This is a genomic window from Pseudoalteromonas sp. NH0006-46, from assembly GCF_057547735.1.
This window is the reverse complement of the sequence record NZ_BAAJML010000005.1, coordinates 113,524-131,007: the sequence shown is the minus strand read 5'-3', so window position 1 is coordinate 131,007 and position 17,484 is coordinate 113,524. Positions and strand designations below refer to the sequence as shown.

Here is a 17,484-nt window from a genome sequence, read left to right as displayed (position 1 = left end):
TCTACCTTATAGACAACACTTAGATATTGCGCAATAATGAAATAAAGCGTTAACGTTAACGCTACACATGTTAAATCAGATGCCCAAGGGTTATTGTAATGTCTCAAAGAAGTAAGTGGGCACTAGCTATTTTATTAGGGTTAATAGGCGGGTTGGTTAACCTTTTACCCCTGTATTTTTTCGATAGTTCTGAATTTTTATTTGGACAAATTTTTGTTTTATGCAGCTTAGTATTCACTGGGTTGCGCTACTCCTGTCTTACGCTTGCAATTGTCTCGAGTTTCTTACTTTATAGGTGGGGCCACTGTTGGCCCAGTGTAGTGTATTTGCTTGAGCTTTTATGGCTTTATACTTTCTGTTTGAGGCGTTCAAAACCCATTTTACCTTTAGGTGCCGTATTTTGGTTTTTAGTGGGGCTACCTATTATTTGGGTGATAGGCCAGTTTGTAATGGATTTAGCGTCGCTAACGCTTATTGTTGCAGTGTTTAAATACCTGGTTAACGCATTAATCAGCTTAGCATTGGTTGATTTGATTAGTATATTTGTTCCTTATGCTAGCCGTGCTTATCAAGGACGTCCACTGGCTCGTATTCTTAGTTATGTGGTCAGTGTTATTATTGTTTTGGTTGTGCTTATTACAAGTGTTTTTTTGGTTAACGACCATCATTCGCGTATAGAGTATGAGGTAAATGCGCAGCTTGAGGAAAAAGCAAAATCTATTAGCACACAGTTGAATGACTATTTGCAGTTTCATAAAAACGCGGTGGTAATGAGTAGTGATGCCATTGGGGGTGGGATTGATATAAAACAGCAGCTCACACAGTTAATGGATTTATACCCAGGTTTTACTACGAGTTTATATGCAATGCCAAATGGGTATGTCGCTAAAAGTATTCCTGAAACATTACTTGCAGGGCTTAGTGAGGAGAAGCGATTTGTAAACGACCGACCGTATTTTTCACAAGCTCAACAGTATCCCAAAGGTTACAGTAGTGGGGTGTTTCAGGGGCGTGGTCTTGGTAATGAGCCTATAGTTGCTCTTTCTGCACCAATATACAAAAATAACGAGTTTTATGGTGTTGTAGAGGGCTCTTTAAAGCTAGAGCGCTTAGAGCAGTATATTCCAAATTTGTTTAATCAAACTGGTGAGCTAATTATACTCGATGCTGAGCAAAGAATTGTTTTTAGCTCTTTAGCACAATTTCAAATACTGGCTGATTTTAAGACGTTAGATTTTACAATAAGCAACCTGGGCGATAATCAACTTTTTCGTTCTGTTAATAATGAAGTATTTCATACCAATCAGTATGTTGATACTAGTAGTCAATGGCAAGTTATTACGTTTTACAATCGTAAACACTTAACTAAGGTGGTAGCAACAGCTTGGCTACCAACAATATTGTTTAGTGCAGTGTTGATTTTTTTAGTGGTGTTGTTTATACATCATTTATCTAATTTATTAGTTCAGCCAATTATTGGTTTGACTAATTTAATGTATGGTTTTAATAAATCAGACAAACAACACTTTAATACAGAGTCTAGCTGGTACGAAGTGCTGCAGCTGCAACAACAGTTTAAAATGTTGGGGAATGCGTTAAGGGACTCAATAGAAAGTTTACAAGCGTCTAATATTAAAAATCAGGATTTAAATAAACAGCTAAGCCAATTTAACCAGCAGTTGGAAGTTAAAGTGGCTGAGCAAACAGATGAGCTAACAAAAGCAGTTAAATCAGCTAATGAGGCTAATAAAGCTAAGTCACAGTTTTTGGCCAACATGAGTCATGAACTGCGCACTCCTATGAATGGCATTTTAGGTATGGGAGAGGTATTACTGCGAGATACCACCCTTACAGATGATCAACGCGAGCTGCTTGAAACACAGCAAAAAAGCTCCAAAAATCTACTTCAAATATTAAACGATATTTTAGACTTTTCTAAAATTGAAGCAAACGCCATGCAAATTAGCCCGCGAGCAACTTTGCTTGCTCCGTTTATTGAAAATATTCATTCGTTATTTTCGCCAATTATTCACTCCAACGATGTTGAGTTTATTATTCAACAGAGTCCAGACTTACCCGATTGCGTAAATGTAGACGACTTACGTTTAAATCAAGTAATTATTAACTTATTGTCTAATGCGCAAAAGTTTACTCAGGCTGGGTTTGTGCGTTTATCGTTTGATTACAGTGATCAGCAGCTCACGGTAAGTGTGTCTGATAGCGGTATTGGGATCGAAAAAGAGCAGCAGCTATTACTTTTCAGTGAATTTACTCAAGCAGATGCTAGCGTAGCACGTAAATATGGCGGTACAGGCCTTGGGTTGGCTATTTGCCAAGGTTTGATTAAAAAAATGAGTGGTGAAATAACCTTAAATAGCGTGCCAGGTTTGGGTAGCACTATTAAGTTTTCAATAAATGCCCCTAAAGCGCAAAGTGTCGATTTAGCAAAGCCGGTCCAAGCACAGTCGCTACCAGACTTGCTAAATAAGGATATTTTGCTGGTGGAAGATAACCCTATAAACCGCCAAGTAATTGCAAAAATGTTAGAGCCAACAGCTGTTACTATTACAATGGCAAACGACGGTTTAGAAGCGCTTAAAGCATTAAAAAGTAATGTGTTTGATTTAATTTTAATGGACTGTCAAATGCCTAATATGGACGGTTATGAATGTACTATACGCATTCGCGAAAATGAAATAGGTGCAGATAAACGGGTTCCAATTATCGCCATTACAGCCAATGCATACGAAGAAGATAAGCAGCGTTGTTTAGATGTAGGTATGGATGACTTTATTTCAAAGCCGGTTAACTCTCAGGGGTTATATAGCGTTATTGCTAATAATCTTATAAAGATAAATTAAGTATAATTTATAAAGGCCAGACAAAATATGGCCTTTATAAATGGCGCTTTAATTTCATATAAAATCGAGGGTGAGCAATAACCGTTGCTCGTTTTCAGCCACAGGTGGCGAGCGGTGCACTAGCCCTGCGCCTTCGTTTTCATCCCAATACTCACCTTTAAGTAGGGCAACATCACCTTGCTTGAGTTGATTAATATTATTTAGGCTTTTAAATAAGCCAGACTCTTCATCGGGTTTACCTAAATTACCAGTACCTAGCTTTGAGCGGTTTACATCGCTGTGATTTAACCACTGCGTAGCAACACCTTGATAGGTAGTCACTAGCCGGCACGGAATTTTGTCTACATGAAAACGCGGGCACATGGGTTTATCTAATATTTTTAGCCTTAAACCGGCGCGTTTTAAATCAAACAGGCAGCAAAACATTTCAACCAACAGTGCGATATCTTCACACAGCGCTTTAACTTCATCGCGGTTATTATCTTCTGGCTTAAGTGCTTTTATTAATTGATCAAACGCATCATCGGGCGATACCGCAAGTTCTAGTGGCTTTAAAGCATTTGCGCTAATGAGCGTATTAACTGCATTTGTTAATGTTTGCTCAAGGTCTCTTTGCCAAATAACAATGTTAGTGTCTTGTTTATAAATTTGTGGCAATACATTGGGATCAATCCCTTTAACTGCTCTTCGGTACAGTGGTTTAGCCGGTTTTGTTTGCGCAGTCATTGGGGCTAGGGCATTCATTACTCTTTCTCCCAAATAGGAAATGGGTCGTTATAGGTTCTCCAAAATTCTTTACTTTTTAGTACAGCATCTTCTGGAAGTAGGCAGTTATCAAGCGCGTTGATCATGGCTTGTTTATTTAATGATTGACCAATAAACACTAGCTCTTGGCGCATGTCACCAAAGGGTTCTACCCATTTACTGTTTATATCAGCAAGTAGCTCGGGCTCTGTGGGCCAGTCTTTTTTAGGGATGGCTTTAAAAAACATACCAGCAAATCCGTAATGAGCTATACCTCCTGCTTGGCTCCATTGCCCGCAAAATAAAGGGCGTGTTGCTAACCAAAAATAACCTTTAGAACGAATTAGCTTGCCAAACTGCTCGGTGTTGTGCAAAAAGTGATAAAACTTTTCAGGGTCAAATGGGCGGCGCGCAGTGTAATTAAAGCTGCTAATACCATACTCTTCGGTCTCGGGAATATGTTCACCATGCATTTCTTTAAGCCAACCCGGTGCTTGTTGGGCACGTTCAAAATTAAATAAACCCGTGTTTAGTACTTCGTTAATATTAATATGGCCGTTTGAAATAGGAATAATGTTAGCGTGAGTATTAAGCGTATTTAAAATGGCAGTGAGTTTATTTAATTCATCGTTTGTAATTAAATCAGTTTTACTAATTAAAATAACATCGGCAAATTCAACTTGGTCAACAAGTAGGTCGGCTACGCTTCTTTCGTCGTCTTCTCCTAACGATTCGCCAGTATCTTGTAAATCGTTTGCTTGTTCGTAGTCGTTTAAAAAGTTAACCGCATCAACCACCGTTACCATAGTATCAAGTGTGGCAATATCACCCAGTGATACGCCATTTTCATCGGCAAAGGTAAATGTTTCGGCTACAGGTAATGGCTCAGAAATACCGGTTGATTCAATAACGAGGTAATCAAAATGCCCCTCTTTGGCAAGTTTGCCCACTTCAACAAGTAAGTCTTCTCGTAGGGTGCAGCAAATACAACCGTTGCTCATTTCGACGAGCTTTTCGTTACTGTGATTGAGCGATACATCGTTTTTAATAGTGGCTGCATCGATATTTATATCGCTCATATCGTTAACTATAACAGCCACTTTTTTACCTTGCCTGTTATTAAGAATATGGCTAAGTACAGTGGTTTTACCGGCCCCCAAAAAACCTGATAACACTGTGACGGGCAGTTTATTTATCATTTAATAATCTTACTAAATTACAATTTAAGATATGTTATATTATATCAATTTTGTATTCCAGTAATGCTAATTAATTTTTTAATGCTGAGCTGCAAATTAAATGTGTTACTCAAATACTTTTCATTCGAAAAAGAAGGGGGAATATGGAATTATTTACATTGTATATGGTAATGATAGTCGTTATCATTCGCGTTGTTTTTAAGCCTCTTCACTGGATCAACATGTTTAACCAAAAATATTTGGCGCTCAGTATTGCTGCGTCTTTTTCTGCTTTTTTTAATGTGGCATTTGCCGAGCAAAATAACGAGATTGAAACAATAGAAGTAACTGGCCGCGCTCAGCAGTTTTACCTAGAAACCGAAAGTAAAATTGGGACTAAAACGGATTTAGATCTTATTAAATTACCGCAATCTGCGCAGGTATTGACCGAGCAACTTATTATTGACCAAGCCGCGCGCGACATTACCGATTTATACCGCTCAATAGCAGGGGTAAGTGAGTACAGCTATTCAGGCGTTACTTTTCGTGGATTTAGAGACGATGCCAATGTATTTTACGATGGCGTACGCGGCGATCCGTATTCGGGCTTTGGTGTACCACAATTGTTTAATGTAGCGCGTGTCGAAGTATTAAAAGGCCCAGCCTCTGCGTTATATGGTGGCGGTGAGCCAGGCGGTATGATCAACTACGTGACTAAAAAGCCTTCATACACGCAAAGCAAAGAGCTAAAACTAACGCTTGGCAATTACAACACGCATGGTGCATCACTTGATATGACCGGCGGTTTAACCGATACCATGGCGTATCGTATAGGTGGTTATTACGAGGAGCAAGACAGCTTTCGTAATAATGCAGATTCAAAAAATACCGAGTTTACCGGTGGTTTATTATTTGATTTAACAGATTCAACCACACTAACCACAAGTGTTGACTACATCAAACAAGACCTAGGTGGTAACCGTTTACGTGGTGTACCGGTAGATGAGAACGGTAATTTTTTAGTTGACCCAAGTTACAACGCAAACGAAGCATTTGACTACCAAGATATGGAAGCGTTAGTACTGCAGGCCGAGCTAAAGCATTACTTTAATGATGATTTTTCTGTAAGTAGCACACTACGTTACATGGATAACGAACGCGACCAAGCCTACCATGAGTCGCAAAGCTGGGTAGATGTAAACGGTGATGGTGAAGCAAACATTGATGACGAAACCATTAAACGCGAATACCGTAAGCAATACCGCGCAAACGAAGAAACAAGCTTAACGACTGACTTTGTTTATAGCTTTGAGCAAGGCCAATTAACGCACCAAGTATTATTTGGCGGCGACTACCACACAGTCGATACCGAGTACGATTACTTACGTTCCCGCTATGAAGCAAACGGGGTGGCTAATTTAAACATATTTGACTTAAATTATGGCGAAACCGACCCAAGTACTTATAACCTTACCGACATGAACCGCGATGGTGTTGAAACCGACCGTTTTGGCGTATACGTACAAGATATTGTAAGCATTAACGAGCAATGGACTGTTATTGCAGGCCTGCGCTACGATTATTTTAAATAGCTAAACAAAGAAACCGGTTACAGTTATTCAGATAACGATGTAACGCCGCGCGTGGCTGTTACCTACCAACCCGTTGAAAACACATCGGTATACATAAATTACTCAGAAAGCTTTAACCCAGCATCGTCGGGCGATCAAGAAGACGTAGAGGGCGAGGGTAATTTAACCCCAGAAACCGGTAAACAAACCGAAATTGGTATGAAAAACAAATGGCTTAATAGCAAAATTATGAGCACCTTTGCTATTTACCAAATTAATAAAGAAAACGTAGTAATGAGCAACCCTGACGACACTGGCGCGGGTGATGGCATTGCAGCACTTTTAAATATTGGTGAGGTAGAAAGCCGTGGGTTTGAAACAACGCTGGTGGGCGATTTAACCGAGCATTGGACGGTAACGGCTAACTACGCCTACAACGATACATTGGTTGTTGAGGGGGTAACGGGCGATACTATTTCAAGCACCTACGGTGATGGCTCTCGCTTTGCTAATGCGCCGCGTCACCAAGCTGGTTTATGGTCGCGTTTTGCGCTTGATAACATCGATTCGTCTATTGCATTTGGCGCAAATTACGTAAGCGAGCAAATAAGCCAAGACGGCCAAAAAGTTAAATCCTTTACTGTATTTGATATGAGCTGGACTACTCGCTTTGACGATGTTTTATTAAGTGTAAATATTAATAATCTATTCGATAAAGAATACGCAGTAAGTGGCTTTAGTGAGCGTAACGGCCATTTCCCGGGCAGCCCACGTGAAATAGTAGGCCAAGTGACCTATAAATTTTAAAGTAAATTAAGCGCGAGCTTATCTCGCGCTTATTTTTTATCGCTATTAAAATTAGCCGCTTCTTGCGATGTATTAATGGCTGTAATAGGGAAGGGGATCACAATACCTTCTTGGTTATAGCGTTTATGGAGCGCTTTGATAAAAGCAGATTTAACCCAAAATCTATTAAAGTACTCTTTTGCGCGCAGCATTACGGTAAAATTAATACTTGAGTTATCAAAGGTGTGATACACCACAAAGGTATTGTAATCATCAACGCCCCACTCATGGTCAATCAATACTTGGCGAGCAACTTCAAGCGTTACCTGCTCTACAAACTCTAAGTCTGAGCTGTAATGCACGCTTACATCAACAGGTACACTCAGCTCTTTTTCGGGATAAAAGTAATTAATAATACGCGATTTAGAAAGCTGACTATTAGGAATAATAATCATATTATTTGGCAGCATTTTAACCCACGTAGAGCGCCAACCAATTTTTTCTACAAAGCCCTGCTCCTTTGATTCAAGCTCAATAAAATCCCCCACACGTATGGGTTTATCTATAACAAGCTGTACGCCCGAAAAAAAATTTTCAAGGGTGGGTTGCAGGGCAAGTGCAACGGCAAGCGAAGTAATACCAAGAGATGCAATGATAGGCGTAATAGAAATACCCAAGGTGCCCAATAAAACCAACAACCCCACCGAAAAAAGAGTAACGCGAATAACCCCCTTTATAATACTTTGAGAATTAAAAATAACCGCAGATTGTTTAGCGTAGTGATTAACGGCGCCAATAACAAAGTGATTTAAAAAAAATATAAGGGCAAGTAAAGCTAATACAATATTAATGCTGTTGAATGGAATTCGCTTTGCTAACTCGGGGTCAATAACGAATGTATCGTGCTCTAAAATGGTGATTAGCACAATAATTGTGCAAAGTGTTAGTGGCTTAGATATTGAGTCTAGAAGTAGTGTGTCGAATGTAAATGTTGTTTTTGATGTCCATTTTTTTAGCCAGTACATTATAAAAAAACGAATAAAAAACAACAGTATAGTTACAAATAAAAGGTAAGCTATCGTACTCAACCAAGGGGTGTTATTAATAACGTCAAGCGTATTTTTGAGCATAACTTAAACCTATTAAATATAATTATATTTAATACAGCAAGTTATGTACCTATGTTTGAAGTAAAGAGAAGTGTATTGCCGAGATGAGCTCGGCAATCGTTACTCATATTTTTTTAGCTACCCACATTCCACCCAATACAGAGGCAAAAAACAGCCAAAACTCCATTTTGAATGACACCAGTTGAACTAAGCCGGGGCCAGGGCAAATTCCGCTCAATCCCCACCCCAAACCAAACAAAACAGAGCCCGTAATTAATCTACGATCTACATTTTTTAGATTACTCAGGCTAAATGCTTCACCAAATAAAGGGGTATCTTTTTTAGAAACCCAAAACCACGCCAACATCATTATTCCCATGGCTACCGCCATTACAATAATTAAACTGCCATCCCAGCTTTCGCCAAAGGTCAAAAAATTAAGTACTTTATCAGGGTTGGTCATCCCGCTAATAATAAGGCCTAAGCCAAAAATAAAGCCTAAAAATACCGATGTAATTGCTTTCATGTTTTATCCAACTAAGTTAGCAGTTATTACAGCAACAAGCATAAACACACATGTTGAAACCCAAGAACGTGTAGAGAAACGCGACATACCACACACGCCATGGCCGCTTGTGCAGCCATTGGCAAATGACGTGCCAACACCCACTAAGAGCCCCGCTATAATAATTAACCACGGCGGTAGGCTTAACTCGCCTTCTAATAACTCAGGCGCAATAAGTGAAGTGGCAACGCCCGCAATTAATAAGCCTGTAATAAAGCACACTTTCCACACATTATCGGGTTTTAGTGGAGTAAACAAAGATTTAACTAACCCTGAAATACCGGCCACTTTACCAAATAAAACAAGTAATAATGCACATGAAATACCAATTAAAGCACCGCCTAAAGCGGCGGATAAAGGCGTAAATTCAGTTACCATTTTATATTCCCCAAACAATTGATACACCAACACCTGATTGGTCCATTTCGATTGCTAGTTGCTGGTTTGGCGCTAAAAAGTTAGCACCTGATACCTTTTTAGCTGGCGAGTAAAAAGCCATAGCATTTAATTGTACATTGTCGCTAACTTTATGGCTAAAACCCGTTGTAAAATGCCACTCTTGTACACCCGGCGCTAAAATATTAAATAACACCTCAGACGACGGAATAGGCTGTTGAGTGTAAGAAACACCAAAGCGAATTATTTGTTTCGCAGTACGCTGCCACTGATAACCTAATTTGTATATATCCATATCTTCCCAGCCAAACCCTGCACCTGTTGTTGCACCTAACGGTGCAGACATTAAGTTACTTATTGGGTTGGCAATGCTTTTAACTTCACTGTAGTTTATTTTTTGCCAATCGAATACAAGTTGGTTATTTGGTGTAATTTTATAGGCGGCACCAATTTGAATTGAGGTAGGTAAGTCAAAGCCACCGTCTTCTGCAAATAACCCTTTATAACTATCAAATTCTTCCATAGCCACCGATGAGCGATAACTGGCACCCCAACTAAACGATGTGCCTACGGTTTGAGTTATGCCCACTTGCACACCTAAGCCTGTGCTGGTGTCGGTGCCATTATTAGTTAAATTTTCAGGCGATTGCGAAAAAGGCGCAAAGTTTCCCAGGCCTGTCGCTTTAAATTGTTGCACAACATAAATAGGTGAAACCCCCACTTTTGTTTGCTCGTTTAATTTATAGTTAATAGTTGGACTAATAAATAACTGTTTTAAATCAACGCCTGTTGTGCCAGCGTAAAATGTACCTTCAGGCTCAGAATTGGCGCTGTAGTCGGTGTTCATACCGCCATTGCCGTAAACCAATAGGCCAATATTTATTTTGTCATTTAACTGATGGCCAATAGCAAATTCAGGGATGGCAAATAACGTGTTATCACTTTTTTGGGTTTTTGCTTCAAGATAAAGCGCATTAGGATAAAACGTATCTACAGATGATGCTGTGTATTTTCTATCAGGTGAAAATAGCTCTAATCCCAGTGACATTTCTGTCCCATTTACAGTAAAACTGGCTGGGTTATTAGCACCAGACATTAACTCTTCAGATAGCGCAACCCCTGCACCTGCCATGCCTTTGTGGGTCATGCCATAGCCATGAGTAAAATACCCATTGGTAGCAAATGCGCTAAATGTTCCTAATGTGCATGTTAATGCAAGGCCTGATACTAACTTATTTTTCATTTTGATAGACATACGTAGTGAGAAAACGCGGACAATAGCTAATTTTCTATATTCAAAAAAAGGAATATAAATCGATTACTTATAGTAAAAAAAATATTTAGCGTGTGTGTTTAACCCAAAGTTTAGCGAGGTAATGGCTTAAGCCTTTTATACAACCATTAAATCAATCATTTAGCTAAAAAATACAAAGCGGTGAGAGGATTCACCGCCCTAGATTAATTACATAGACTCAAGTGTTTTACCACGGGTTTCTGTAATGTATTTAGCCACAAAAAATATACTAATAAGTGCCGATAAAGCGTAAAAGCCGTACGCACCTGCAAGGCCAATATTAGCCAACATAATAGGGAAGGTCATGGTAATGGCAAAGTTAGCAATCCACTGTGCGCTTGCAGCAACCGCGAGGGCTGCGCCACGAATTCGGTTATTAAACATTTCGCCTAATAACACCCACACAACAGGGCCCCAACTTAAGCCAAAAAATACCACAAATAAGTTAGCCATTATAAGCGCAAACGTCCCCATGTTATCGCTAAGTGCAAGCTTGCCTGCTTCATCAAGGCCTGCGCTGCCAAATATATAAGTAAGCGCACTTAAGCTAATAAACATGCCCACACTGCCTACAAGTAATAGTGGTTTACGGCCAATTTTGTCAACTAGGGCAATAGCAATAAAGGTCGATACAACATTCGTGGTGCCCGCTAATACATTTATAAATAGCGATTGCGACTCGTCAAACCCAGCGGCTTGCCAAAGCTCGGAGCCGTAATAAAACACCACGTTAATACCTACAAATTGCTGAAATACGCTAAGCGCAACACCCGCCCATACAATAGGGTGTACCTTTTTACTGCCATCAATAAATAGATCGTGAATACTCGGCTTTTTATCACTGTGCAAGGAGCGTTTAACATCGCTTATTTGCGCATCAACGTTGTCGTTCGAAATTTTACTAAATACCGTTTTTGCATCGGTTACTTTACCTTGCGCCACTAAATAACGAGGCGACTCAGGAATAAACAACACCCCCACTAAAAACAGTATTGCAGGCACCAGCTCAGCCCAAAACATCCAGCGCCAAGCGGCTATATCAAGCATTAAAATATTTTGCGCGCTGCCTGCTGCATCAGCAATTAAATAGTTACTTAAAAACGCAGCAAACAAACCCAATACAATAGCGAGTTGTTGAAGTGTAGCTAAACGACCACGAAGGGCTGGTGGCGCAACCTCTGCAATATAAGCTGGCGCCAATACCGATGCAGCTCCAATACCTAACCCACCAAATAAGCGGTAAAAAATAAACTCGGCCGAGCTTTCGCTAATGCCCGAACCAAATGCGCTAATAGCAAAAATAATCGCGGTGATGATCATAATTGCACGGCGGCCAAACTTATCAGCCAGCGGCCCCGCTGCAAGTGCACCTAATGCGCAGCCTAATAATACCGAGGCTACATTAAACCCTGTAGCCACACTGCTTGAATTAAAAGCATTACCGAGTGCCGACACCGTGCCGTTAATAACGCCTGAGTCAAAACCAAATAAAAAGCCACCAATAGCAGCAACGGCCGAGATAAATATTACGTAAAAAAGAGAGCATGTGCCCAATGTGTGCGCCGAGCTATAAGTGCTCGGCGAAAGAGGTGATGTCATAATTGTGTGTCCTAGTTATTATTATGGTGTACTTCGCTATATTGAAACGTGTGGTGTTGCGTATTTTAAACGAATTTTATTTGGGCTGACTCTTTCATAATCAATATTAAAGTTATTGTTTAATACTTCCAACAGTCCTTTAATATCGCCTGTTTTAAACATGCCGGCTACTTGCACTGTTTTGAGGCGGTCATCTTCCGAAAGCTCAAAATCTATATTTGTATAGCGGCTGATTTCAGCCATGGCTTCAGCAAGTGATTCACCTCTAAATATTAAGCTACCTTTGCGCCACGATAATCTAGCGGCTACATCCATAGGATCAACTTTTTCGACCGCTTTAGCAATTTTACCTTTAAAGCTTAAATCAAGTTTTTCTCCCTTTGACACCGAAGTTGAGCTAGTTGATAAGTACTGACCTTGCTTATTTGTTCCTTGGGAAAGATTGGGTAACGATTTGGCTTTTTGTTCTGCAACAAGGACTTTGCCATCTGTCACAATGAGTTCTATTTGTTTTTTACCCACCTCTACATTGAATGCGGTACCAACAGCTTGAATAACTTTATCACCCGCGATAACGCTTAAAGGGCGCATTTTATCGTGAGCTACATCTATATGAATTTCGCCACGCAGTAGATTTATTACGCGAGAGTGCTCGGTATACCTAACTTGAACAAAGCTATTAGTGTTTAAGGTAATTTTACTTTTGTCAGAAAGCAGTATGTCCTTACTTTCACCTACGTTGGTTTGAAAATTAAGTTGTTTCGCAACCACTGCTGACTGATTAACTGGGTAAAAAAATGAAAAGTTAAACGCTTCTTGAAAAAAGCTAAGTGCAACAGCTAATAAAATAGAGGCAGCTGTCGCACCTAACCACACTGGGAGACGTTTTTGTTTTACCGGTGTTTGTGGAAACAGATCTGACAAACGGCTGAGATCGCCCATTTTGTCCCACAGCTTTGCTACTTCAAGTAACACCTCTACATTTTTATAAGATTGTGCTAACCATTGTTTTAGCGCTTGTTCTTCGGGCTTAGTCAGCCCACGGTCAAGTTTAGCTAGCCATTCACTTGCCTTATCAAGGCGCACATCGTCGCTTAAATTTCGCTCGTTTATATGATGAATATTAGTCATTTCCACCTCCTGCATTTAGCTGCGAAGAAGTATTTGGTTGCCCATAAACACTTTTTGTAGATTGACGCATAAATTGCGTACAACGTTTCATGCCTGTTGCTATATGTTTTTCCACGGTACTTTCACTAAGGTTTAATTGAGCAGCAATCTCTCGCTGCGAATAACCATACACTTTTTTTAATACAAACACTTTACGGGACTGCACGGGTAAAAGCCGTATGGCCTCACAAAAATTAGAAAATTCACTATCGGTTAGTGCTTTTTCGTACATTTCGTCTTGCTGGTGCTCTGCTAAGAGTTGCTCTAACGCTTCCATGTTATCGATGCCATCGACTAGGCGTATATTGGCTTGCTTTTGGTAATCGAGCGCTAAATTTCGCGCCGTTTTGTAAATAAAAGATTTTGGTGAGCTTATGTTTTCAGTGTTTTTAATCTGACAAATTCGCACATAAGTTTCTTGCACTATATCTTCAATTTCATGTGGTGGCACTATGCGTGCAACTACACTTGATAGACTTTTGCGCGAGGCCAAATAGACCTTATAAAAAAGTGTGTCTTTCGTCATTTAGTGTGTGTCTCGTGTGTGTTTACGGCAATTATTGTTATTTTATTTGCCAATACAAACTAAGACGAATGGTAAGAAAAAATCCGCCATTAAATTAAAAAATAAATCAGTATTTTATTTTTTAATTTAATGTTCACTGACCGAACGAGGCATAAAGCTTGTAATGTAAAGGCAAATTGTACTACAGTTTTTGCCATTACTAGTACCCTACTAGGTAATGACTATTCGCTTTGAAAATTTAACTTTTTAATTAATAAGTAAAAAATTGTAATGTGGGCTGTATTTTTAATTGTTTAAAAATATTGTTAAAAGCGCAAACAATAAAAATAATAAAGGCATAAAAAATTTAGCATGGCTGGTCAAAAAAATAATTTATTAAATAAAAATAAAAAATATTTATGGAGGAAAATAAAAAGTCACTCGTCTTTGTTCTGTGTATGGCCAAAAACTATACGCAAGGAATATTTAAATTTGCCGCTTTGTTTACCTATTTATGTACTGGTTTTTAGCTTACTCACCACCGAGGTAAAAGCGAGTACTGTAAACGATAAAGCAGTGTTTAATATTCCCAGACAAAGGGCCGATTTATCGCTAATAAATTTTGCCGAGCAAGCCGATATTACTTTGCTTTTTCCGCTGGATAAAATTCAGCAGTTACAAACAAATACTATTGCTGGCGAGTATTCAATAATAAACGCGTTACATATTTTACTCGATGGCACAGGGTTGCAACCGCATGTTAGCGAAGATGGGCAAATATCTATTTTAATAGACCCAAGTTTCGAGAGAACTGACAACATGGCTAACTATAAAAAAAATGGCGTGTCGAGTGCTGTACTAGCCGTACTAAGCACAATGACAACGCTTCCTGCAGTAGCAGAGACAGCAGCACAAGAACCAGAAATAATTGAAGTACGTGGAATTAGAGGCTCGCTTGGTCGAGCTATGGATGCAAAAAGAGAAGCGGGTGGCGTGGTCGACTCCATCTCAGCTGAAGATATTGGTAAATTTCCTGACACAAATTTAGCTGAGTCTTTACAGCGTATTACCGGGGTTTCAATAGACCGTTCAGGCGGCGAAGGGCAGCTCATTACGGTACGTGGTTTTGGCCCGCAGTTTAATACAGTCCTGGTAAACGGACGCCAAATGGCATCTGAAAACCAAAGCCGTGCGTTTAGCTTTGATACTATTGCATCAGAGCTGGTTAAAAGCTTGGATGTATTTAAAACCTCAACAGCCACAAAGCAGTCAGGCGGTATTGGTTCAACAGTTAATGTAAATACAGCGCGACCATTTGCAATTAGCGGTTTTAAAGTTGCGGGCAGTGTTAAAGGTATTTACGATGAAAATAGTGAAGAAACCACGCCTGAAATTTCAGGCTTAATTAGCAATACGTTTAATGATGACACACTAGGTGTGTTGTTTGCTGTTTCTCGCCAGGAGCGCGAAACACGCTTAAACCAGGCACAGGTAGACGGTTGGTTAGAAAACGTGGGTGTCCCAAATCCGCAAACTCAAAGCGGGCAAGCATATACCGGTAATATTTTTTCGCCGCGTAACTACGATCATAAAGTCACTACAGAAACACGTACACGTACTAATGCAAACTTAGTTATACAATATGCACCTTCAGATGATTTAGTTATAACAGCCGATGGGCTTTATTCTGATTTTGATGTTGAAGCTGACACCACGTCTTACGGGCATTGGTTTACAGCGCCAAACTTAGAAGGCTTTGGCGGGGCTGCAGGGCCAACTGTGGACCAAAATGGCACAGTGGTAGATTTATATCAAGAGGTAGGCCTTGCTACCGATATGCACGCTAAAAAGTTTGATCGCTTAACAAGCTCTAGCGCACTAGGCTTAAACTTTGATTGGCATGTAAACGATAACTTAAATATGAAATTTGATTTGAGCCATTCAAAAGCCGAGCGTGAGGCTAATAACGGCGGTGGCGATCAGTTATCGTTGATTGGCTATGCTAACCGAGTTCGATTTGAAGTAGATGGTGGCATACTACCTTACGCAAGTGAGTTTGCCTCTGCTAATCCTAATATTTATAGCGGTCAGCAAGAACTTGATGGGGTTGCTTATAACCCAGCAGTTACGCCTGATGGTGTATCTAATCATTTAGATACCGCCAATAGTCGAGCACACGTAATGCTTCGTCGTGGTTGGGCTGTAGAAGATACCGTGGATCAGTTTCGTTGGGATAGCATTTGGCATAACGATGGAAGCTCAGGCTTAGTCTCGGTCAAGTTTGGTGCTATGTATTCAACTGAAACTAAAAACCTTGATCGTTGGGATAACGAAGGTGTTGGTATTCACTGTACTTTTTGTGGTTACCCGGATAACCCAAGCATGGATGGCTTAGCACAATTTGTATTTGATGCAGGGGATGACTTTTTAGGCGATGTAAGCGGCAGCGGTCGTATGCCAACGTCATGGCTTGCACACGATGGCGAAGCAAACTTTGCGTACCTTGAGCAAATAGCTGCGGCGAATGGTCAACCTATTAGTTTTGATGCAGTTAAACGTAATAAGTCGTTTGAGATAACTGAAGATACTTTCTCGTTTTATACTGAGTTTGATTTTGAAGCTGAGCTTGCAGGCATGCCTTTATACGCAACAGCGGGCTTTAGATACGAAAGCACTGATGTAAAAGTAAAGGGGACCGATGAGCCAGTTAGTGCTTTAACCATTCTAGATAAAACAGAAATGCTTGCTAACTTTGGCGATGTAGAAAATATTTCAGCCAGTTCAGATTATGAAGCTATTTTACCTAACTTTAGTGTAAAGCTTGAAATAAGCGATGAGCTAATAGCACGTGCCGCTGTATCGCAAACAATTACACGGCCAACACTCGATAGTATGTCGCCTGTAACAGTCATTGAAACAACTCGCCAAGGCGGCAATTTAACATCAAGCTCTGGTAACCCTGCACTTGAGCCATTTACCTCTGATAATTTAGATTTATCATTAGAGTGGTATTACGCGGATGCTAGTTATTTATCTGCGGGTTACTTTAGAAAAAACGTTGCTAACTTCATTATTAATACGACCGAAGACTTAACTTTTGAGTTGTCTGGTGGCGGATTGTTAACTGACCCCTCAACAGGTAATGATGTAGACAACCCTGACGCTGCCGACTCGACGGCTGTATTTACTAATACATTACCCAACAATAGTGAATCGGCGATTGTTGATGGCTGGGAAGTCGCCTTACAACATAGTTTTGATAGTGGCTTTGGTTTTATGGTTAATGCAACATTTGTAGACAGCGATGCAGAGTTAGACTCTGCAGATATAACTCAAGTTTTTGCATTAACAGGCTTAAGCGACTCTTATAATGTGGTTGGCTTTTATGAGAATGGCCCATTTCAAGCGCGTTTAGCCTATAACTGGCGCGATAGCTTTGTACAGTCGCTAACACAGCTAAATGGTGATGGTGTAACCATTGTAGAAGATTACGCACAACTTGATGCTAGCGGCAGCTATGACATTACCGAAAATGTATCGGTATTTTTTGAAGGTATTAACTTAACCGAAGAATACGTGCACAAGCGTGGTCGTTTTTCTAATCAATTATTGTTGGTTGAAGATAGCGGACGACGTTTTGCGTTAGGTATTCGCGGTAGTTTTTAACTTTAATTAATAAAGTGGCTTTTACAATTTGTAATAGCCA

11 protein-coding genes and 1 pseudogene are annotated in these 17,484 nt (G+C 40.0%); 3 read left to right on the top strand and 9 right to left on the bottom strand.

Translation table 11 applies throughout. The annotated features are described in order from the left end of the window. The first annotated feature begins 98 nt into the window (after nucleotides 1–98). Nucleotides 99–2,861 carry a response regulator gene (locus AC27I2_RS11825; RefSeq protein ID WP_487204396.1) on the top strand — a complete coding sequence of 921 codons (2,763 nt, stop codon included), beginning with the start codon at nucleotides 99–101 and terminating at the stop codon, nucleotides 2,859–2,861. 54 nt (nucleotides 2,862–2,915) lie between these two features. Here AC27I2_RS11825 and AC27I2_RS11820 read toward each other — a convergent pair whose 3' ends face one another. Together AC27I2_RS11820 and zigA are read right to left on the bottom strand one after the other, a co-directional pair. Then, entirely contained in the window at nucleotides 2,916–3,605 is a 690-nt protein-coding gene (locus AC27I2_RS11820; RefSeq protein WP_487204395.1) for a DUF1826 domain-containing protein, read from the bottom strand. Beyond that, on the bottom strand, nucleotides 3,605–4,804 hold the full coding sequence (zigA, locus tag AC27I2_RS11815; protein WP_487204394.1) for a zinc metallochaperone GTPase ZigA: 1,200 nt from the start codon (nucleotides 4,802–4,804) through the stop codon (nucleotides 3,605–3,607). The genes AC27I2_RS11820 and zigA overlap by 1 nt, the downstream gene beginning before the upstream one ends. A 221-nt stretch (nucleotides 4,805–5,025) precedes the next feature. On the opposite strand from zigA, the pseudogene AC27I2_RS11810 reads away from it, so the two are divergent. Beyond that, nucleotides 5,026–7,161, top strand: a pseudogene (locus AC27I2_RS11810) (TonB-dependent siderophore receptor). 29 nt (nucleotides 7,162–7,190) lie between these two features. Here AC27I2_RS11810 and AC27I2_RS11805 read toward each other — a convergent pair. The 7 genes from AC27I2_RS11805 to AC27I2_RS11775 form a co-directional block, all read right to left on the bottom strand. After that, entirely contained in the window at nucleotides 7,191–8,270 is a 1,080-nt protein-coding gene (locus AC27I2_RS11805; protein ID WP_058405686.1) for a mechanosensitive ion channel family protein, read from the bottom strand. A gap of 103 nt (nucleotides 8,271–8,373) precedes the next feature. After that, entirely contained in the window at nucleotides 8,374–8,775 is a 402-nt protein-coding gene (locus tag AC27I2_RS11800; RefSeq protein ID WP_058405685.1) for a DUF6691 family protein, read from the bottom strand. Nucleotides 8,776–8,778: 3 nt separating this feature from the next. Beyond that, nucleotides 8,779–9,192: a YeeE/YedE family protein gene (locus tag AC27I2_RS11795; RefSeq protein WP_058405684.1), complete on the bottom strand. Its 414-nt coding sequence runs from the start codon at nucleotides 9,190–9,192 to the stop codon at nucleotides 8,779–8,781. A 1-nt stretch (nucleotide 9,193) separates the two neighbouring features. Next, on the bottom strand, nucleotides 9,194–10,453 hold the full coding sequence (locus tag AC27I2_RS11790) for an OmpP1/FadL family transporter (protein WP_487204393.1): 1,260 nt from the start codon (nucleotides 10,451–10,453) through the stop codon (nucleotides 9,194–9,196). Nucleotides 10,454–10,672: 219 nt separating this feature from the next. Continuing rightward, nucleotides 10,673–12,103: a sugar porter family MFS transporter gene (locus AC27I2_RS11785; protein WP_487204392.1), complete on the bottom strand. Its 1,431-nt coding sequence runs from the start codon at nucleotides 12,101–12,103 to the stop codon at nucleotides 10,673–10,675. 36 nt (nucleotides 12,104–12,139) lie between these two features. Continuing rightward, nucleotides 12,140–13,234: a FecR family protein gene (locus tag AC27I2_RS11780; RefSeq protein WP_058405682.1), complete on the bottom strand. Its 1,095-nt coding sequence runs from the start codon at nucleotides 13,232–13,234 to the stop codon at nucleotides 12,140–12,142. Further along, nucleotides 13,227–13,799: an RNA polymerase sigma factor gene (locus AC27I2_RS11775; protein ID WP_487204391.1), complete on the bottom strand. Its 573-nt coding sequence runs from the start codon at nucleotides 13,797–13,799 to the stop codon at nucleotides 13,227–13,229. Before AC27I2_RS11775 ends, AC27I2_RS11780 begins: the two co-directional genes overlap by 8 nt. Before the next feature lie 351 nt (nucleotides 13,800–14,150). Here AC27I2_RS11775 and AC27I2_RS11770 point away from each other — a divergent pair, with 351 nt between their 5' ends. Next, complete coding sequence (locus AC27I2_RS11770) at nucleotides 14,151–17,444, top strand: TonB-dependent receptor (protein WP_487204390.1); 3,294 nt, start codon at nucleotides 14,151–14,153, stop codon at nucleotides 17,442–17,444. Nucleotides 17,445–17,484 lie beyond the last annotated feature (40 nt).